The sequence below is a fragment of the Streptomyces sp. 4N124 genome, assembly GCF_052245395.1.
Classification (GTDB): domain Bacteria; phylum Actinomycetota; class Actinomycetes; order Streptomycetales; family Streptomycetaceae; genus Streptomyces.
In genome coordinates this window covers 1-18,296 of sequence record NZ_JBQQBS010000067.1, presented here as the reverse complement: position 1 = coordinate 18,296, position 18,296 = coordinate 1, and the positions used below count along the sequence as shown (strand labels likewise).

19 protein-coding genes and 6 tRNA genes are annotated in these 18,296 nt (G+C 70.0%); 9 read left to right on the top strand and 16 right to left on the bottom strand.

All coding sequences use genetic code 11. The features are described 5' to 3' along the window. Positions 1-8: 8 nt before the first annotated feature. From ACTWQO_RS41430 to ACTWQO_RS41400, 7 genes are all read right to left on the bottom strand, one after another. Positions 9-2,747, bottom strand: coding sequence for an exo-rhamnogalacturonan lyase family protein (locus ACTWQO_RS41430; RefSeq protein ID WP_443242542.1), 2,739 nt, complete (start codon positions 2,745-2,747; stop codon positions 9-11). 104 nt (positions 2,748-2,851) lie between these two features. After that, complete coding sequence (locus ACTWQO_RS41425; protein ID WP_443242541.1) at positions 2,852-3,442, bottom strand: hypothetical protein; 591 nt, start codon at positions 3,440-3,442, stop codon at positions 2,852-2,854. Positions 3,443-3,452: 10 nt separating this feature from the next. Next, the gene (locus ACTWQO_RS41420; RefSeq protein WP_443242540.1) at positions 3,453-4,346 is read right to left on the bottom strand and encodes a carbohydrate ABC transporter permease; all 894 of its coding nucleotides are present in this window, start codon (positions 4,344-4,346) and stop codon (positions 3,453-3,455) included. Then, positions 4,343-5,344, bottom strand: a complete 1,002-nt coding sequence (locus ACTWQO_RS41415; protein WP_443242539.1) for a carbohydrate ABC transporter permease — start codon at positions 5,342-5,344, stop codon at positions 4,343-4,345. Before ACTWQO_RS41415 ends, ACTWQO_RS41420 begins: the two co-directional genes overlap by 4 nt. Beyond that, positions 5,344-6,633, bottom strand: a complete 1,290-nt coding sequence (locus ACTWQO_RS41410; protein WP_443242538.1) for an ABC transporter substrate-binding protein — start codon at positions 6,631-6,633, stop codon at positions 5,344-5,346. Before ACTWQO_RS41410 ends, ACTWQO_RS41415 begins: the two co-directional genes overlap by 1 nt. Positions 6,634-7,017: 384 nt before the next feature. Further along, a tRNA-Val gene (locus ACTWQO_RS41405) sits at positions 7,018-7,089 on the bottom strand. Between the two features lie 78 nt (positions 7,090-7,167). Further along, on the bottom strand, positions 7,168-7,620 hold the full coding sequence (locus tag ACTWQO_RS41400; protein WP_443242537.1) for a TIGR02611 family protein: 453 nt from the start codon (positions 7,618-7,620) through the stop codon (positions 7,168-7,170). Between the two features lie 191 nt (positions 7,621-7,811). Between ACTWQO_RS41400 and ACTWQO_RS41395 the strand changes: the two genes are divergently transcribed. Together ACTWQO_RS41395 and ACTWQO_RS41390 are read left to right on the top strand one after the other, a co-directional pair. Then, positions 7,812-8,225, top strand: coding sequence for an SsgA family sporulation/cell division regulator (locus ACTWQO_RS41395; protein ID WP_004002642.1), 414 nt, complete (start codon positions 7,812-7,814; stop codon positions 8,223-8,225). A 227-nt stretch (positions 8,226-8,452) separates the two neighbouring features. Then, entirely contained in the window at positions 8,453-9,013 is a 561-nt protein-coding gene (locus ACTWQO_RS41390; protein ID WP_443242536.1) for a CGNR zinc finger domain-containing protein, read from the top strand. 108 nt (positions 9,014-9,121) lie between these two features. Here ACTWQO_RS41390 and ACTWQO_RS41385 read toward each other — a convergent pair whose 3' ends face one another. Both ACTWQO_RS41385 and ACTWQO_RS41380 read right to left on the bottom strand, forming a co-directional pair. Continuing rightward, complete coding sequence (locus tag ACTWQO_RS41385; protein WP_004002639.1) at positions 9,122-9,274, bottom strand: hypothetical protein; 153 nt, start codon at positions 9,272-9,274, stop codon at positions 9,122-9,124. A gap of 154 nt (positions 9,275-9,428) precedes the next feature. Continuing rightward, positions 9,429-9,872 carry a hypothetical protein gene (locus tag ACTWQO_RS41380; protein WP_443242535.1) on the bottom strand — a complete coding sequence of 148 codons (444 nt, stop codon included), beginning with the start codon at positions 9,870-9,872 and terminating at the stop codon, positions 9,429-9,431. Between the two features lie 254 nt (positions 9,873-10,126). Here ACTWQO_RS41380 and ACTWQO_RS41375 point away from each other — a divergent pair, with 254 nt between their 5' ends. Continuing rightward, positions 10,127-10,651 carry a DsbA family protein gene (locus tag ACTWQO_RS41375; protein ID WP_443242534.1) on the top strand — a complete coding sequence of 175 codons (525 nt, stop codon included), beginning with the start codon at positions 10,127-10,129 and terminating at the stop codon, positions 10,649-10,651. A gap of 21 nt (positions 10,652-10,672) precedes the next feature. On the opposite strand, the gene ACTWQO_RS41370 is transcribed toward ACTWQO_RS41375, so the two are convergent. The 3 genes from ACTWQO_RS41370 to ACTWQO_RS41360 are packed head-to-tail and all read right to left on the bottom strand — an operon-like array spanning position 10,673 to position 13,458. Beyond that, on the bottom strand, positions 10,673-11,497 hold the full coding sequence (locus ACTWQO_RS41370) for a GNAT family N-acetyltransferase (protein ID WP_443242533.1): 825 nt from the start codon (positions 11,495-11,497) through the stop codon (positions 10,673-10,675). A 37-nt stretch (positions 11,498-11,534) separates the two neighbouring features. Beyond that, entirely contained in the window at positions 11,535-12,365 is an 831-nt protein-coding gene (locus tag ACTWQO_RS41365; RefSeq protein ID WP_443242532.1) for an aminotransferase class IV, read from the bottom strand. 52 nt (positions 12,366-12,417) lie between these two features. Continuing rightward, positions 12,418-13,458: a chorismate-binding protein gene (locus tag ACTWQO_RS41360; protein WP_443242531.1), complete on the bottom strand. Its 1,041-nt coding sequence runs from the start codon at positions 13,456-13,458 to the stop codon at positions 12,418-12,420. A 178-nt stretch (positions 13,459-13,636) separates the two neighbouring features. Here ACTWQO_RS41360 and ACTWQO_RS41355 point away from each other — a divergent pair. The 5 genes from ACTWQO_RS41355 (at position 13,637) to ACTWQO_RS41335 (ending at position 14,107) form a co-directional block, all read left to right on the top strand. Continuing rightward, positions 13,637-13,709, top strand: a tRNA-Gly gene (locus tag ACTWQO_RS41355). Positions 13,710-13,748: 39 nt separating this feature from the next. Next, a tRNA-Cys gene (locus ACTWQO_RS41350) sits at positions 13,749-13,822 on the top strand. 1 nt (position 13,823) lies between these two features. Continuing rightward, positions 13,824-13,895, top strand: a tRNA-Val gene (locus ACTWQO_RS41345). 34 nt (positions 13,896-13,929) lie between these two features. Continuing rightward, positions 13,930-14,001: transfer RNA gene (locus ACTWQO_RS41340), tRNA-Val, on the top strand. 34 nt (positions 14,002-14,035) lie between these two features. Further along, positions 14,036-14,107 (top strand) — tRNA-Val (locus tag ACTWQO_RS41335). A gap of 53 nt (positions 14,108-14,160) precedes the next feature. Here ACTWQO_RS41335 and ACTWQO_RS41330 read toward each other — a convergent pair. The 4 genes from ACTWQO_RS41330 to ACTWQO_RS41315 all read right to left on the bottom strand — a co-directional run bounded on the left by ACTWQO_RS41330 (position 14,161) and on the right by ACTWQO_RS41315 (position 16,696). Beyond that, a complete protein-coding gene (locus ACTWQO_RS41330) occupies positions 14,161-14,454 on the bottom strand; it encodes a TFIIB-type zinc ribbon-containing protein (RefSeq protein WP_443242530.1) in 294 nt (97 codons plus the stop codon). Between the two features lie 80 nt (positions 14,455-14,534). Next, positions 14,535-15,473: an aminoglycoside phosphotransferase family protein gene (locus ACTWQO_RS41325; RefSeq protein ID WP_443242529.1), complete on the bottom strand. Its 939-nt coding sequence runs from the start codon at positions 15,471-15,473 to the stop codon at positions 14,535-14,537. A 539-nt stretch (positions 15,474-16,012) separates the two neighbouring features. Continuing rightward, positions 16,013-16,222, bottom strand: a complete 210-nt coding sequence (locus tag ACTWQO_RS41320; protein WP_443242528.1) for a hypothetical protein — start codon at positions 16,220-16,222, stop codon at positions 16,013-16,015. 198 nt (positions 16,223-16,420) lie between these two features. Beyond that, complete coding sequence (locus ACTWQO_RS41315; RefSeq protein ID WP_301978390.1) at positions 16,421-16,696, bottom strand: hypothetical protein; 276 nt, start codon at positions 16,694-16,696, stop codon at positions 16,421-16,423. A gap of 196 nt (positions 16,697-16,892) precedes the next feature. On the opposite strand from ACTWQO_RS41315, the gene ACTWQO_RS41310 reads away from it, so the two are divergent. Further along, the coding region (locus tag ACTWQO_RS41310; protein ID WP_443242527.1) for a protein kinase domain-containing protein at positions 16,893-18,296 on the top strand (1,404 nt) is incomplete at its 3' end.

Here is an 18,296-nt window from a genome sequence, read left to right as displayed (position 1 = left end):
GCGGAGCGCTACGGCATCTTGTTGCCCACCAGGGCGAGGTTCTGAATCGCCGCCAACCCATACAGCGCCGTGGAGTTCGTGGACACCCACGCCGCCTCACTGCCCGGCACCAGCGCGGTCGGCCCCTCGATCTTCTTGGTGGACCAGTCGGTGGACTCCTTGTAGTCCCAGGCGTCGGCGCTGTTGTAGAACTGCCGCCACGCCCGCGCCGCCAGCTTGTCGTCGCCGGTCTGGACGGCAGCGTAGGCGTCCTGCCGTGAATGCCCCTGGAAGAGCAGCAGGGAGCCGAAATCGGAGCCGTAGCGTGCCTTCTGCTCGGCCTTGGTGGCGTTGAAGTAGCGGCAGTAGTCGAGCCATGCCTCCTTGAACTTCGGCATGTCGATCTGGTCGATCAACTCGGCGCAGAGCTCCACCAGACCGAACATCGCGGAGAGGTGGGACACCCCGACCTTGGGCTCCGCCGCGATGGCGAACTTGCCGGTGTCCAGGTCGTACAGCGCGCTGCCCTGGACGAAGCCGTTGGGCTGGGCCGCGATGGTCTCCATGGTGGACAGGACCCGCGCCTTGGCCTTCTCCCACTTGGGGCCGCGCCGCTCCCACTCGGTGAGCCAGGCGGAGACGAGGCCGCTCCAGTCGGTGCCGAAGCCGATGGACAGGGCGTTGCGGTCGGGGGTGTACGGCTCGGTGCGGATCTTGCGGATGGGGTCGAGGACGAGGAATGTCTCGTCGGAGTCGACGTTGGCGTGCATGAGGTCGCCGACACGTTCGTCCGCGGTGAGGAAGTAGTAGTAGCGCCGGTAGGTGGTGTTGGCGATGCGCTGCTGCTTGGCACTGTCGGCGTAGTGCTGGACGCCGTGGCGGGTGCCGAGGCCCGCCCATGTGCCCAGGTGGTAGACGTCGACCTCGCCGGTGTGCCGGGTCATCGCCTCGGCGAAGCGGAAGATGTCGGCGCGGCCGGAGCGCATGTACGCGAACCAGAGCCACAGGTCGGGCGAGAGTTCGGAGTTGTCCCAGGCGTAGCCGCCGACGTCGTAGCACCACTGGTGGCGGCTGGGGTCGTAGCTGTGCATGATGTCGCCGTAGTCCCAGAAGCCGTACCAACGGCGCATCTCCACCTGATCCTTGTAGTAGGTGAAGAGGAAGTCGAGGTGGTCCTCGATCTTCGCCTTGGCGCCGGTGGAGCGGTCGGGCTCGGAGAACAGCTTGCCGAAGACGCCCGCCTTGATGAGCTGCTGGGGCGGGGCGGCGAGCTGCGGGAGCGTCCTGACGGCCTTCACCTGCTCGGCCATCGCCTCGGCGCTCGGCGTGGAGTCGTGGGCCCAGAAGAGGAGTTCGCTGGTGCGGGCGATGCCGTAGGGGGTGCCGAAGCCGGGTTCGTAGTCCTCGTAGGTGATGTTGAGGCCTTCGAGCTGTTCGGGGTAGGTGTCCTGGCCCATGCCGTCGTGGTAGAAGCGCAGGTCCATGGGCTGCGCTTCGGGCGACCAGAGCCAGAGGGTGACCTCGGCCTCGTCGGTCTGGGCGTCGCGGATGTCGAGCTGGGCGGGGAACTTCTCCCAGAAGTCCCTCAGGCCGAAGGCGAATCCGCCGCTCGCGCCGCCGACGTACCCGAAGCCGCTGGCCCGCCGGCCGCCCCCCGCGGGGATCCAGCCGTGGCCCTTCTTGGTGCGCTTGCGCACGCCGAAACCGTCGGCGGAGAGCTGCGAGAGGGTGTAGTCGCCCCACTCGGGGATGTACTGGAGGCGCGTGGTCACGCGCTGGTCCCACGTCGCCGCGTCGGGCAGCTTCTTGCCCTCGAACTGAGCCGTCCGCACGGCAGCCCCCGGATCGCGCCGCAGCCCGGTGATGCCCTTGACGGCCTCGCGCAGCAGCCCGGTGCCCTCGCCGCCGATGCGGATGTGGCGGTCGTACGACTCGTCCCGCATCGGCACGGAGAAGCGCACGCCGACACCGCGGATGAAGTCGCCGCTTGCCTTGCCGGGCTCCTGCGTCCCGTCGTAGGTGATCGTGTGCACCATGCGGAAGGAGTCGGCACCGGCGTAGAAGTACAGACGGATGGAGAACGGCAGCCAACTGCGCTTCCCCTTGCGGTGCTTGCCGTCGATGCGGACGACCGCGCGGACCGGGCCCTCCTGCTCCACGGTCACGTCGCCGATGGCGCCCTCGAACCGCTCGTACTTCACCGCGCCCTGGTCGCCGTCCTCGATCTCCGGCTGGCGGAGCAGCACGAGCCGGCCGTTGCGCGCGATCTCCGTCGATCCCCGGGTGACGGACTTGACCAGCGTGGCGCCCGACGTGCCGATCTTCGCGGTGATGACGCCGGTCGATAGGTCGATGGTGCCGCCGCTCTTGTCGACGGTGACCTTGTGTTCGGGGGCGGTGGGCTCGCCGGCGGTGAGCGTGAGCTTGCCGTTGCCCGAACTCACCGCGTGCGCCGACCACTTGAGGGAGCCGTCCGGCCAGTAGGCGATCGGCCAGGACTGGAGGGGCACGGCCTTGCCGTCGGCGTCGGTCAGCGCGAAGGTCTGGTCCGCCGGGTAGGCGCCCTTCGGCCAGGGGACGCCGACCGTGGAGCCGGGTGCGGCGCCGAGGCCGCCGTCCTCCAGCCAGTCCAGGGTCACCGGGTCCGCGTCGGCGGCCTCGGCTCTGGGGGCCGCCGCCGCGTTCGTGCCGAGCGCCCAGCTGAACTGGGCGGCGGCTCCGGCGACGGCGGCAGCCTTGAGGAGGGACCTGCGAGGGATGGGAGACATGAGAGTTTCCGCCTTTCCTTTCCGTGCGGGTGCAGGGTGGTCAGGGGCATGACAGAGAGAGGTACGACGCCCAGGGCGCCGACCTGGTGCGCGGGCACCGCATGTCAGCGGTGCCGATACCGCTCCTCCACGGCGATGGCCGCCGCCGCGACGGCCCCCAGCACGGGGACCGCCAACGGCGCGATGAACCAGGCGGACAGGGCCACGACCGCAAGTCCGGCGATGATCAGGAAGGATCCGGCCGGGTCGAGGACGGTCCGACGTCCGGCCGCGGCGAGCAGCTCCCGCCAGCGGGCGCCCGGCGTCCAGACCGCAGCCCCACGCAGCCCGGCGACCGCGAGCCCGATCAGCGCGAACACCCCGACGGCGCCCACCAGCGGCCCTCCGGGAATCCCGGCGCGCACGGCCTGGACGTCCACCCAGACCGCCGCCGCCGCGAGCCACCCGGCGAGCCCGACGGCCCATCCGCGCCGCGCCGCCGCCCGGAAGTCCGCGACGAACTCCCGCCATCCGCCGCCCTCGTGCGCCGTGAGGCGCCGCAGATGCCGGGCGCCGGCGGCGAAGGCGGCGGGGTAGGTGACGACGCCGAGCGAGGCGACCGCGATCCACACGCCGGTGAGGAGACACTCGGCGAAGACGGCGAACCGCTCGGCGAACACCGACTCCTTGCGTGGCTTCACACGTACCTGGGCCATCGTGACCGCCTCAGCCCTTCAGTCCGGACGTCGCCATGCCGTCGATCAGATAGCGCTGGAAGGCCAGGAAGAAGGCGAGCACCGGCAGCAGGGCGATGAGCGACATCGCGATCATGCCGCCGTAGTTGGCCACGCCCTCCTGGTCCACGAACATCTTCAGGCCGAGCGAGACCGTGTACTTGTCGGGCTCGTTCAGATAGATCAGCGGCCCCATGAAGTCGTTCCAGGAGTTGATGAAGGTGAAGATCGCGCTGGTGATCAGGGCCGGGCGGCACAGCGGGAGCACGATCGACCAGTAGATGCGCAGATGCCCGCAGCCGTCGAGACGGGCCGCCTCGTCGAGCTCCTTGGGCAGGTTGCGCATGAACTGCATCATCAGGAAGACGAAGAACGCCTCCGTCGCCAGGTACTTCCCCAGCAGCAGCGGGGTGTACGTGTTGATCATGTCCATGTTGCGGAAGAGCACGTACTGCGGAATCAGCAGCACGTGATACGGCAGCAGGAGGGTGCCGATCATCAGCGTGAACAGCAGATTGCGGCCCGCGAAGCGGATCCTCGCGAAGGCGTACGCCGTCAGCGAGCAGGACACGAGGATCCCGATCACGGAACCGATCGCGAGCGTCAGCGAGTTGACGAAGAACGTCGAGATCGAGATGTCGGCGATGCCGTCGGAAAGGCGGGTGTAGTTGTCGGTGATCGGATCGCTCGGGAGGAGATCCAGACTGCCGACGATGTCCTCGCTCTTCTTGAACGAGCCGCCGATGACCCAGATCACCGGATAGAGGATCACCGCGAGGATCAGGAGGGACCCGACGTGCCAGGCGAGGGAGCCCGGCAGCCTACGGCGCAGAGCCCCGGCCTTCGTGGAGGCGGCCGGCGTGATGTCGGTGGCCTGTGCGCTCATCGGGCGCCCTCCTCGTAGTGCACCCAGCGCTTCTGGGACCAGAACAGCACCGCTGTCACCAGGGCGACCGCGACCAGCAGCATCCAGGCCATGGCCGAGGCCAGGCCCATCCGGCTGTTCTCGAAGCCCTGGACGTAGAGGTAGCAGGTGTACACCATCGAACCGTCCGCGGGACCGCAGGCGTTGCTTCCGGCTCCGCCGCCGACGATGTACGCCGAGCTGAAGATCTGGAAGGAGTGGATGGTCTCCAGCAGGACGTTGAAGAAGAGGACCGGGGAAATCATCGGCAGCGTGATGTTCCAGAACCGCCGCAGCTTGCCCGCCCCGTCGACCTCGGCCGCCTCGTACAGCTCCCGCGGGACCTGCTTGAGGCCCGCCAGGAAGATGACCATGGGGGCGCCGAACTGCCAGACGGTGAGCGCCACCAGGCTGTAGATGATCAGCTCCGGGTCGCCGGTCCAGCCGCCGACGTCGATCCCGAAGATCTTCTGCGTACGGTCGACGATCGCGTCGTCCGAGAAGATCGCCTTCCAGACGATGGCGACGGAGACGCTCGCCCCGATCAGCGACGGCGCGTAGAAGGCGGCCCGGTAGAAGGCCTGTCCGCGCCGCTTCTGCGCGAGCAGCAGCGCCACACCGAGCGCGGCGAGCAGCTTGAGCGGCGTGCCGACGACGACGTACCACATCGTCACCTGCACCGAGTGGCGCCAGCGGGGGTCGCCGAACATCTCGGAGAAGTTGTCGAGGCCGATCCACTTCGGTGAGTCGAAGAGGTTGTAGTCGGTGAAGGCGAAGTAGAGCGAGGCGATCATCGGGCCTGCGGTGAGCAGCAGGAACCCGGCGATCCAGGGGGACATGAAGAGATAGCCGGCCAGGTTCTCCCGGCGCCGCCGCCGCTTGAGGGCGGCGGGGCGCACGGGCTTCACCGGACCGTGCCGCGGCTCGGAGTCCTTGGTCAGGCCCTCCATCGCAGGGGCGTGTGTCACGGTGGTTCCCATCAGGCGACGAGAGCCGTCTTCGACTCGGTGAAGAACTGCTTGACGGCCTCGTCCACGGAGCGGGTGCCCAGGGCGAGTTCCTCGGCGATGCGCAGGAACGCGGCCTCGCAGATGTCGGCGCCGTTCGGGTGCGGGGTGATCGGCTCCAGGACGCCGGACGCGACGAGCGACTCCTCGTAGGCGGCGATCCCCTTGTTCACCTCGTCGGTCGGCTTGAACGCGTCGTACTGGGCCTGTGTCGCGGGCACACCGCGGTCATAGCCCATGATCTTGGCGACCTCGGGGTCGTGCACCATGAAGTCGATGAACTGCGCTACTTCCTTGGGGTGCTGGGTGCGCTTGGAGGCACTCAGCATGAGGGAGCCGAGGTACTGGCCGGTCTTCTTGCCGTCGGTGGTCGGAATGGGCGCCAGGCCGTACTCGCTCTTGCCTTCGGAGGTGTAGCGAACGGTGAAGTTGTCCCAGGTGAACTCGCCGGCGGCGATCTCAGCGGAGACGGCTGACTTGGGCTTGACCTGGGCGACCTTCTTGGCATTCGCGTAGACGCCGTCCTCGACGCCCTTCTTGGCCTTCGTCCACCACTCGGTCAGATCCGCCTCGGTGAAGCCGAGTCCGTCCTCGGTGAAGAAGGCCTTGCCGTTCTGGCGCAGGTACAGGTCGTAGAGGTACATGACGCCGTACATGCCGCTGTCACCGGCGCGCCCCGTCCTGTCGCGGATCTTCTTCATCGCCGCGTCGAAGTCGTCCCAGGTCCAGCCCTGTTCCGGCTTCACGCCCGCCTTGGTGTAGACGGGCTTGTCGATGACCAGGGCCATCGAGTTGGAGCCGACCGGGACTCCGAGGAGCTTTCCGTCGATCTCGCCGAACTTGTCCAGGCCGGCCCGGAACCCGTCCATGGAGAGGTTGCCGGCGTCGACCTGGGCCTTGAGGTCGAGGAGCACATTCTTCGCGTCGTATTTCCGCAGGAATCCAATGGCATTCTGGAAGACGTCCGGCGGATTTCCGCCCGAGGCCTGGGTGTTGAACTTCTTCCAGAAGTCGGTGTACGGCTGGAAGTCCGTTTTCACCTTGATCTTCGGGTACTTCTTCTCGAAGAGCGCGATCGTCTTGTTGATGCGCTGGGCGCGGTCCTCGGCACCCCACCACGCGTAACGGATCGTCACCGTCCCATCGGAGGAGGTGCCTCCGTCGCCGCCGCAGCCCGTCGTCGCGGCCAGCCCGAGCGTGGCCGCCGTGGCTCCGGCCGCCTTCAGGATCGTACGCCTCTCAACATTCCTGCTGGTTCCCACAGTCGGGCCCCTCCCCGCAGCGTCGTTGCCGCCTGCATGAATCGTTTCAAGTAAGCGCTTGCTGGCACAAGGTACGAAGGGGTTGAGGGTGCGTCAATGATTCGGACAGGAATTTCTTGCGGCCCGGACCGGCGATCAGGCGGCGCATGGACGGGGGCCGTCGCGGCGGGCGAGATGATGGCGCAGGTGAGAGGCGTGGGGTCGGTCGGCCGAACGGGAAGTGGCCTGTCGCACGGGTACGGCGGGAGGCCGAAAGTCGCCGAGTGCGGCGGGGAGTTGGGAGCGGGCACAGGGACGGGATCGTCACGCGCGCCGCGGCGGGTCGGGGGCAGACAACACGATGGCGGCCCGCCTGCTCTCTCGCAGACGGGCCGCCGTTCCCGGTGGGCGATACTGGGTTCGAACCAGTGACCTCTTCGGTGTGAACGAAGCGCTCTCCCACTGAGCTAATCGCCCGGGCGCAGGAAGAACATTACCCCATGTCAGGGCATACCTGTGACCGATGGCAACCGGTCACAGGCACACCCGCGCGGCTCACTGATCCTTGATCTTCCAGGGCATCACGACACCGAACTTCCAGAGGTAGACCCCGAGGAGGACGGCGATGATCACCAGGCCGATCGTCGTCAGGATGATGTTGCGGCGCCGCACCTTGGGATCGAGCGCGCGCTGTGCCGCCTCGGTGACCTTGCGCTTGGTCCAGCGGAGCACCAGCTGGGCCCAGACGAACTCGGTCGCCCAGATCGCCATGCCACCAAAGATGATCACCCAGCCCGGTCCGGGCAGGGGCAGCAGGATGATGCCCACGACCACGACCGCGAGGCCGACGGCGAAGATGCCGACCTGCCAGCTCAGGTGCAGCACCCGGCGCGCCTTGATGAACTCCGGTGCTCTCGAGCCGAGCGCCTGCTCGCTCTTCGCTCCGTCCGCCTTCGTCTCATCCGCAGCCATGGCGACCTCGCCAGGCTCGTCACTCCCCGTATTCATACGGCCAAACCCTACCGGAGAGAAACCGGTCACCGGAATGGAGGTACCTCGCGAACTGGTTCTCGGCCGGAAGAGTTACGTAAAGACACGCAAAACACTCAGAGGGGTTTACAACGGCACCGTAGGTGGCATGTCGATTTCGCCGACGTGCGAATCCCCGAGCGCACACTGAGCGAAAGGCCCTGGCGCTTATGAACACCACGGTCAGCTGCGAGCTGCACCTGCGCCTCGTTGTGTCGAGCGAGTCCTCCCTGCCTGTCCCCGCAGGCCTGCGGTATGACACGGCCGACCCCTACGCCGTGCACGCCACCTTCCACACCGGTGCCGAGGAGACCGTCGAGTGGGTGTTCGCCCGCGACCTGCTCGCGGAGGGCCTCCACCGGCCCACGGGCACCGGCGACGTCCGCGTCTGGCCGTCGCGCAGTCACGGCCAGGGGGTCGTCTGCATCGCCCTGAGCTCCCCGGAGGGCGAGGCCCTGCTGGAGGCCCCGGCAAGGGCCCTGGAGTCCTTTCTGAAGCGCACGGATGCGGCGGTGCCACCCGGCACCGAGCATCGGCACTTCGACCTCGATCAGGAGCTCTCGCACATCCTGGCGGAAAGCTAGGGCGAGGCTCTCACCAAGCCGCCCGGCGCCGTCGACTCGGGGTGACGGCTCGGGCCAAGACAACCGCATATCGCATACAGCGGCACCGCCCGGCCTGTCCGGGCGGTGCCGCCGCGTCGTACAGGGCCCCGGAGCGCCGCACGCCGCTTCGGCGAGGGCCGGTCAGCCATTACCATCGGCCAGCATCGGCGGGCGTCTGCCCGACCCCCCAGGCCAGGGAGCGAAACGTGCTGATCACCCACGACACCCGGTGTGCGCTGGACACCGTGGTGGATCTGGTGAACACCGCGCCGGAGGACGATGCGTCGCCGGACGGGCTGGCGAATGTTGCGGCTCTCGAGGATTTCGTACGAAACCACGAAATCAGTGATGTCGGGGTGCTCTCGGAGTTCGACCTCTCGGCGGTGCGGAAGATCCGCGGCCGGTTCGCGGGGATCTTCGCCGCACCGGACGCCCGGGCCGCGGCCGGGCTGATCAATGATCTGGTCGCCGCCGCGGGCACGACGCCCCGGCTCACCGACCACGACGGCTACGACTGGCACGTGCACTACTTCGCGCCCGGCGCGTCCGTCGCCGATCACCTGGCGGCGGACTGCGGGATGGCGCTGGCGTTCTTCGTGGTGGCCGGGGAGCAGGAGCGGCTGCGGCGGTGCGAGGCGCCCGACTGCCGGCATGCCTTCGTCGACCTCTCCCGGAACCGCTCGCGCCGGTACTGCGACAGCCGCACCTGCGGGAACCGTCTGCATGTCGCCGCGTACCGGGCGCGACGCAAAGAGGCGGCGGGCTGAGGGCGGGGGCGATCACGCCTGGGCCGACCGTCCGGGCCGATCACGCCTGGGTCGGACATCGATGCCGACGTGGCCCCGGCGGGTGGCGCCGGGGACCACGGGTACGGCTCACAGCAACAGCAGGTCGTGCAACGCGGCCATGAGCAGTAGACACCCGATCACCGCAAGGAAGATCATCAGCGGTGGCTGGGAAAGGGCGAAGAGGCATCCGCGCGGCTCATCCTGCGGCGGCGCGGCCTCGCTCTGTGTCGTGTCCAGCATCTCGCGGCGATGATGTCGCAGGTGATGGCCCCGACGCGATCAACACGCCCGCAATGTACGGGAGTTCGTCGAATTCCGTGACGGCGGGTTCAGGCCGTGATCATTTCTGGCTGCGCGCCGGTCGACTGTGTCGTTTCAGTCCGGCAGGACGCCGTCATATGCCGTGCTTCTTGAGGATGGCCTCGATGTCGCTGAAGTCGTCAGCCTTGTCGGCGCGGGGTGCGGTCGCGGAGGGCGTCTTCGAGCGGGAGGCCGGACCCAGGGAGGGCGCCGAGGCCGCCGGCGCCACCGCCTCGCCCTGTGCGGACCGGGCGGCGGCCTTGCGCTCCTTGCGGGTACCGCCGCGACGGCGCTCCACCGCGCGCGTGCTCGCGAACAGCAGCCAGGACGCGCCGAGCACGCCGAAGCCCGCCCAGGCCACCGGGCTGAACGCGGTGTCGGCGACCCAGTCGACGACCCCGGTCATCACCAGGCCGAGCGGGAGGAGGGAGTAGGCCGCGATACGGGCGGCCGTGAGGAAACGCTTGCGGTACGCCGTGACCGCCGCGATGCCCAGGCCTGCCGCGGCGACGGCGGAACAGACGGTCTCGGCAATCATCCGGTCCTCCAGGCAGGGCTCGGTAGGGCACTTCGTCCCTTCCATCCTGCACCGTCCGGCCCCCGGCGGGCCATGGTCCGGGCGGACATCAGGGACATCTCCGGGTCGCCTCCTCCGAAGGTGCCGGACGGCGGCGTACGACCCGGACGCCTCGCACACGGTGTTGTGCCCGGTGTGCGACCGGCGGCGCCCCGGCGTTTCGGGTGTTGGGCCGGCGATTGGGTCGTCCGGGCCGGGGCTGGGAGACTGTGGCCATGAGCGACTCCTCCTCCCCCGCCACACCCGTTCTCGACGTGTGGTGCGAGCTGCAGTGCCCGGACTGCCGTGGCGCGCTGGACGATCTCCGCGCCCTGCGGGCCCGCTACGGCGACCGGCTGGAGCTGCGGTTGCGGCACTTCCCGCTGGAGAAGCACAAGCACGCCTTCGCCGCCGCGCAGGCGGCCGAGGAGGCGCTGGAGCAGGGACAGGGCTGGCCGTACGTCGAGGCGGTCCTGGCCAGGGTCGAGGAGCTGGACCGTGAGGGAGAACCCTTCCTGGTCGAGGTCGCGCGCGAACTCGGTCTCGACGCCGAGGAGTTCGACACCGCTCTGATCGACGGCCGGCACATCCTGATCGTCGACGCCGACCAGGCCGAGGGGAAGGCGATCGGCGTGACCGGCACGCCGACGTATGTCATCGGCGGTGAGCGGCTGGACGGCGGCAAGAGCCAGGAAGGGCTGCGCGAGCGCATCGAGGAGATCGCGGACCGGCTGCTCGCCGAGGGGCCTGAAGGGGCCTGAGCTGGCAGCTGGCAGGAGGGCTTACAGCAAGGGCTTGTAGAGGGCGTACAGCGTCGTCTCGTAGCCGAGTGACTCGTACAGCCGCTCCGCCGGGGTGTTGCCCGCGTGCACGTTGAGCTCGAGGGCACGTCGCCCGGCGGCGATCGCCTGACTCTCCGCCAGCAGCATCAGCGTGCGGCCGTGTCCGCGTCCGCGATGGGCCGCGTCGGCCTCGACGTCGAAGACGAACGCCTTGTCGTCCCGCAGGGCCAGCCACAGGGTGCCCACGCGCACACCCTTGTCCTCCAACACGCTGAACAGCATGTTCTCGGTGGTCAGGCCCTGTGGCAGAAGCGTCTCGTGATCGCGCTGCGACTTGGCGTACGCCTCGGCCTCGGGCACACCCCGTTCGATCCACATGCGCGCGTACTGCTCGGCCTCGTACTCGTGCCACGACTCGAACTCGGACTCCGTCATGGACCGCCCGTGGCTGCCGGCGGGCAGTCCGGGTGGTGTGTCGCCGAGTTGCTTCGCCATTCCGCGGTTGCGCAGGACGTAACCGAGCGCCTGGAAGAGCCGCAGCGCCGCGCCGGCGTCGGCGGGGACGCCCGTCTCGATCTGCTTGCAGCCCCAGCCGCGCGCCACCTCCTCCGCGGCGAGTGCGGCCACCGTCGCCCGGCCGCGGCGCCGGTCCGGCTCCTCGATGCGCAGGTCCAGGATGCGGGCCATCGTGTCGCCGAAGGAGGGAGAGGTGCCGAGGTGTATGTCGCCCACGGGACGGCTGTTCACGCACACCTGGTAACGGCGTGAACGCGTCCCGTTCGCGTAGTGCTGAAGCGGCTCGGTCGGCCGCAGGGTCGTGGTCATCAGGGCTGTTCTACCCGTCCGGGAGGACCAGGTCAGCTCAATTTCCGAGGGGATCGACATCGGCCCGGGACCGCTCGTCGAAGATCCGCATCGCCTTGGCGGTCACCGGACCGGGCGCGCCCGGCAGGAGGCGGCCGTCGACCCGGTGCACGGCCTGGACGTCCCGCAGCGTGGACGTGAGGAAGACCTCGTCGGCCCGTTCCAGGACGTCCAGCGGAAGGTCGGTCTCCTTCGCCCCGGTCCACTCGATCGTCAACGCGCGCGTGATGCCCGCGAGGCAGCCGGAGGCGAGCGGCGGGGTGTGGATCTCGCCGTCCAGGACCACGAAGACGTTCGACCCGGTGCCTTCGCAGAGTTGGCCGACCGTGTTGCCGAACAGCGCCTCGGAGGCGCCGTGTTGGCGTGCGCGGGCAAGGGCGACGACGTTCTCGGCGTACGAGGTCGTCTTCAGGCCGGTGAGTGCGCCGCGCTCGTTGCGGGTCCACGGCACGGTGACGACCGCCGTGGAGTCGGGGCGACGGCTGGTCTCACCGAGGGCGACCACCAGGGTCGGGCCGTGCTCGCCGCGGTCGGAGCCGAGTGGGCCGTGGCCGCCGGTGTAGGTGATGCGCAGCCGGCCGAGCGGCATCGGGTTGGCGTCGAGGACGGCGGCGCAGGCGCGTCGTACCTCGTCGTGATCCGGGTCGGGCAGACCCAGACCGCGGGCCGAGCGGGTCAACCGGTCGAGGTGGCGGGTGAGCGCGAACGGCTGTCCATCGGCCGCCTTCACCGTCTCGAAGATGCCGTCTCCCACGGTCAGCCCGTGGTCGAAGACGGAGACACGGGCGGCCTCGATGTCCTGCAGCCCACCGTCGAGCCAAAGCTTCACTGGTTCTACCTCGCAACCATGTGCACGTGTCTGGTCGGCCGGGGCCGGCGCGTCAGACTCCCGCTCCACTGTCCTCGTACGTTCCCGACGCTACCGCGAGCAGCCGGGACGCCTTCAGCTCGGTCTCCCGCCACTCCCCCTCCGGGTCGGACCCCCAGGTGATGCCGGCGCCCGTGCCGAAGCGCAAAACACCCTCCGTCCGATCGATCCAGAAGGTACGGATACCGACGGCCAGCTCGCCGGTCCCACGGTCGGCGTCGACCCAGCCGATGCCGCCGCAGTACGGCCCTCTGGGCGCCGTCTCCAGCGCTTCGATGATCCTCAGGGCACTCGACTTGGGCGCCCCGGTGACCGAGCCGGGCGGGAACGTGGCGGCGAGCAGCTCGGGCCAGCCGGCCCCGGTGCGCAGTTCGCCGCGGACGGTGGAGACGAGATGGACCAGGCCGGGGTGCTTCTCGACGGCGCACAGATCGGGGACGGTCACACTCCCGGTTCCGCAGACACGCCCGAGGTCGTTGCGCACCAGATCCACGATCATCACGTTCTCGGCGTAGTCCTTCTCCAGCAGATCCGCCTCGGTGCGTCCGGTGCCCTTGATCGGCCCGGACTCGACGACCCGGCCGTCACGGCGCAGAAAGAGTTCCGGCGAGGCCGTGGCTATCTCCACCCCGTGGGCGGGCAGCCGGATCGTCCCCGCATACGGTGCCGGGTTGCCGCGGGCCAGCAGCGCGGTGAGCGCGTCCACGTCGGCGTCGGGCGGAATCGGTGCGGAGAGCACGCGGCAGAGGTTCGCCTGGTAGACCTCGCCGGCCGCGATGTGCTCGCGGACACGCCGTACGCCTGCCATGTACGCGGCGCGGTCGAGGGACGACGTCCAGTCACCGGCCGCCGGCCCGCGCCACCGGCCCGGCACCGGGGCCGGCACGGGCTCCTGTCGTACGTCGGCGAAGCGGGCGCAGGTCAGCCGGCCCTCGAAGTCCGCGCAAACGGCCCAGAAACCGGTGGAGTCGAGGGCCGCGGGGTCGCTGGTGACATCGAGGAGGCCGGTGGCGACGCGGTCACCGAAACGCGCGAGAGGAAGCAGGTCGGACACGCAGTCGAGTCTATGGCGGGTGTCACGCAGGTGACCTGGCCATGTCGCTTCGGCCGCCCCGGCCAGGTCGGCAGCCGGGTGCAGCGCAGCACGCTGCACAAACGCGTTTTTGTACTGGCCCCGGAATCCGCTAGAGTTCAACTCGTCGCCGGGCCGCGCGAGCGGAACGAAACGACAAGCGGACGTAGCTCAGTTGGTAGAGCGCAACCTTGCCAAGGTTGAGGTCGCGAGTTCGAGCCTCGTCGTCCGCTCGATGGAACAGGGGGTCCACCCGGACCCCCTACACTCCTGGTGGAGTGGCCGAGAGGCGAGGCAACGGCCTGCAAAGCCGTCTACACGGGTTCAAATCCCGTCTCCACCTCCAAGGACGATTAGCTCAGCGGGAGAGCGCTTCCCTGACACGGAAGAGGTCACTGGTTCAATCCCAGTATCGTCCACTGGATCTGCTGCTACGTCGGCAAGATCCGACTCGCGCGATTAGCTCAGCGGGAGAGCGCTTCCCTGACACGGAAGAGGTCACTGGTTCAATCCCAGTATCGCGCACGCACTGCTTGTGACCTTCGGGTCACGGTCCCGAGGACGATTAGCTCAGCGGGAGAGCGCTTCCCTGACACGGAAGAGGTCACTGGTTCAATCCCAGTATCGTCCACACATCGAAGCCCCCGGCCGTCTCGTACGGCCGGGGGCTTCGTGGTGGTCCGGTCAGCTGGAGAACAGCATGTGGCCGAAGCTCTTGTGACGCTTGTTGTGGCCGTAGTGACCGCCGTGGTGGCCGCCGCCGTGCGGGGCGCCCCAGGCGGGTGCCTGCGGGGCGGGGTACGCCTGCGGGGCGGCCGGGGGCGGCGGGGCAGGCTGGGCCCACTGGGACTCGACGCGGGACAGCGCCTCCAGCTCGCCGTAGTCGAGAAAGATCCCGCGGCAGCCGCTGCACTGCTCGATCTGGACGCCGTTGCGGTTGTACGTGTGCATCGGCGCATGGCACTTCGGACACTGCATGGTCGGCTCAACTCCTCGCCGGTCGGTCCTGCTTCGCGTTTCGCCAGGACAGACTCTGTCCGGCTGCGGTCGGTTGCACACTACTTCGCCGGGTGTGGGCTCAACTCCGGTGGGGCGGAACTCATTCGGTCGCAGGCGTCTACGAGGGACTGCTCGATCTCGTCCAGCGGGCGGTCCGCGGCTGCCGCCTTGGTGATCGCGCGGGCGGCGGTCTGGACGGTGAGGGCGCGGGCGGGGACGTCCAGGGCCGGCCAGGGGTCGCCTTCGGCGGGGACGGCGGGGCCGCCGGCTGCGCGGTAGGCGGACAGGAAGCGGGTCCATTCGTCGGGTGTGAGCAGGCCGCAGGCGTACCAGGACGCGGGGCGGGCGAGGTCCCAGACGGGTGTGCCGGTGCCGAGGTCGTCGACGTCGATGAGTCGCCACGGGCCGTTTGGGGCGGGGTGGCGGACGAGTTGGCCCAGGTGGAAGTCGCCGTGGCAGAGGGTGGTGGTGTCCGGCATGGGGATCTCGGCGCGGGCCCAGGCGGGGAGGGTGGTCCACGCTCGGAGGACCGGGGAGACGGCCGGGTGCGGGGCGAGGGCGCGGAGGCGGGCGACGGCGTGGGCTGCCTTGGCGGGGCCGCGCATGGGGGGCAGTGCGTGGGGCGCCGGGGTCCTGTGGAGGCGGGCGAGGAGGGTGGCGGCGGCTTCCCACGGGGCGGTGTCGGGGGTTTCCGGGTCTACGGGGGTGCCGTACGGCCAGAACGTCACGATACGGCCGTGGAGCGTGACCGGGGTCGGTGCGAGTGGGGCGAGGAGCATGTCCGGGAGGTGGGTGGCGACAGTGAGGCGGGGGGTGAGGTCGGTGGGGGTGGCGTCGGGGGCGTGCGCCTTGGCGACGGTGTCCTCGTGGCGGACGACTGTGGTGTCGGGGCGGTCGGCGAGGGTGACGGGGGCTCCGCAGGGGCAGACGGGGGTGCGGGCGTGGGCGGCGGCCCTTGCCTTGGCGGTGAGCTCGGGGAGGAGGGGGTTGGCGGTCACGGGGCCCCTTGGTCTGCGGATGGGTCTGGTGGCGAGGGTACGGAGGGGTTGGCGGCGGGGTGGTGGGTGGCCCGGTGCTGTAGCTGGGGGCGTGGGTGCGTCTTGGCCGAGTTCACAGGATGTCCGGCGCGGTAGCGAGGGGGTAGGTCGCGCAGCCCGGCGCTGGCGGGGTGCCCGGCGTGGTGGCTGAGGCGAGGCAGGTCGCGCAGCCCGGCGCTGACGGGGTGCCGCCTGCGCCCACCCGTGCCGCCCCAGGCGGCACGCATGCCCGCAGCTTGGCGGAACGGCGGCCGCCGCCTGCCGGGTGGGCGCCGCCCGGGCGGCACGCATACCCGCAGCTTGGCGGGACGGCGGTCCGTGGCTTGGTGGAGCCGGGCCGTGGCGCGAGCGTGGCGGCGGTTTGGGCGCCGGGCACAGCAATGCCGGCGCAGCTCCCCAGCTGCGCCGGCATTTGTGCCGTCCGCCGCACCCCCGTCCCCACGGGGTTTCATGGGTGGATGTCCCCGCCCGGACCGCTCTTCCGGGCCTGGGGTCGCCGCTCAGCGCCCCAGCATCACGCCCACGGACGACGCCTGTGTGGCCACTGTCTCCCAGCCGTCGAAGACGAGCAGGAGCAGGACCGCCAGGGGAAGGGCCATTGCCGTTGCCACCAAGGGGTGGCGGCGGCCCTGGCGGCGCGGGTGGAACGCGGCGCTGTACGCCTTGCGTCCCTGTGTGCGGATCATCGTCCGCGGTGCCGTCTGGGCCATGGTCCCTCTCCTGACCGAACTCAGTTGTCGTTGGCAGCGGCGGGTGTCTGACCTCGGGGGACGAGTGCTGCACCCGCCGCTTGACTTCAAATCTAGGGGCGCGGCGAGCCGGGGGCGTCATGCCCTCGTACCGATTGCCGGGCCTCCCGGAGGATGAGCGGTTCCCCGCGGAGTACTCCCCTGGGTGGAGACGGGGTCCTACGTCTCGGGGTCTTCCCGGAGGGGGTGCCCGCTGTGTCCTGACTTTTCCGAGCTGTCCTCCCGGGGTATCGGCTGCTCGACCAGCGCCAGGACCCGGTTCGCCATGAAACGGGCCGTGCGCACCACGGACCCGCTTCGGGTGACTTCGCTCACTTCCACGACACCTCGGCGTACCGCCGTCTCCACCCTGCGGCCCGCCCTGCTCGCCACCACCTCGTACGTGCGCGTCGTGTCCCCGGCGTCCACGACTATCTCCACGCGATCACCCTTCACGGGTTCAATCCCCCTTCTGTGACGGGTCGTTGGGATCCGCGCGCACCCGAAGTCCGCCTGCTCGCACGCTCCCTGACCACTCTTCAAGTCTCCCACCCGGCACTGACAATCCATCGGGCCGAGAGGGCGCGGCCTCTGCGCGCGGGCGGCTGTGGAAACGTAAGCTGTGCCACGTCACAGGGACCGGGCAGCGGGGATGAACATGGCGATGATGCGCCTGAGGCGCGAGGACCCGCGCGTCGTCGGCTCATTCAGGCTTCACAGACGGCTCGGCGCGGGTGGGATGGGCGTGGTCTACCTGGGCTCCGACAAGAAGGGGCAGCGGGTCGCGCTCAAGGTCATCCGGCCCGATCTGGCGGAGGACCAGGAGTTCCGGTCGCGGTTCGCGCGCGAGGTGTCGGCGGCCCGGCGGATCCGGGGCGGCTGCACCGCCCGGCTGGTCGCGGCGGATCTCGACGCCGAACGGCCGTGGTTCGCCACGCAGTACGTGCCCGGCCCGTCCCTGCACGACAAGGTCGCCGGCGAGGGGCCGCTGGTCGCGGCCGATGTCGCCGCCGTCGGAGCCGCCCTGTCGGAGGGGCTGGTCGCCGTGCACGAGGCCGGCGTCGTGCACCGGGACCTCAAGCCGTCCAACATCCTGCTGTCCCCGAAGGGGCCGCGGATCATCGACTTCGGCATCGCCTGGGCGACCGGCGCCTCCACCCTCACCCACGTCGGCACGGCCGTCGGCTCGCCCGGCTTCCTCGCCCCCGAGCAGGTGCGGGGCGCCGCGGTGACGCCCGCCACGGACGTGTTCTCCCTCGGCGCGACGCTGGCGTACGCCTCGATGGGCGACTCGCCCTTCGGGCACGGCAGTTCCGAGGTGATGCTGTACCGGGTGGTGCACGAGGAGGCGCAGCTGCGCGGCGTTCCCGACGCGCTGGCCCCGCTCGTGCGGGCCTGTCTGGCGAAGGACCCCGAGGAACGCCCCAGCACTCTCCAGCTGTCGCTGCGGCTGAAGGAGATCGCGGCCCGCGAGGCGCAGGGGATCGCCGAGGCGCGTCCGCCCGCGCCGCGCACCGGGGAGGCGGACCGGCCCACCGGGCGGCTCGCCGACACCTACCCCGAGCGCGGCCTCCAGCGGCGCCCTCAGGGCCAGCCGGGACTACCGCCGGGCCCGCAGGGCGGACCGCCCGCGCCTCGGGGACCCGTCGCCGGGTCGCGCGGCTCTGCCACCGGGCGGGACACGGCACCGCCGTCGCGGAACGGCACTCCGCAGCGGGGCACCGGCACTCCGCGCGGCGCCAATGGCTCGCGCGGCAGCGGTACGTCGGCTCCCCGGCAGGGCACCCCGCGGACCACCCCCGCACGGAACTCGACGCGCTCGGGCAACGGCAGCAGGCCGACCCCACGCAGTGGCAACGGTCGTCCCGCTCCCCGGCCCACGGGCGCCGGGCGACGGCCCGCCAATCCTCGGCTGCTGCGACAGCGGCTGTTCGTGTTCGTCGTCGTGACCCTGCTGGTCGCGCTCGGCATCGCGGCGGCCCAGGGCTGTCAGGGGCCCTCGCGTGGGCTCGGCGGCGCCGGGGACGTCGTACGACAGCAGGATCGGGTGGACGTA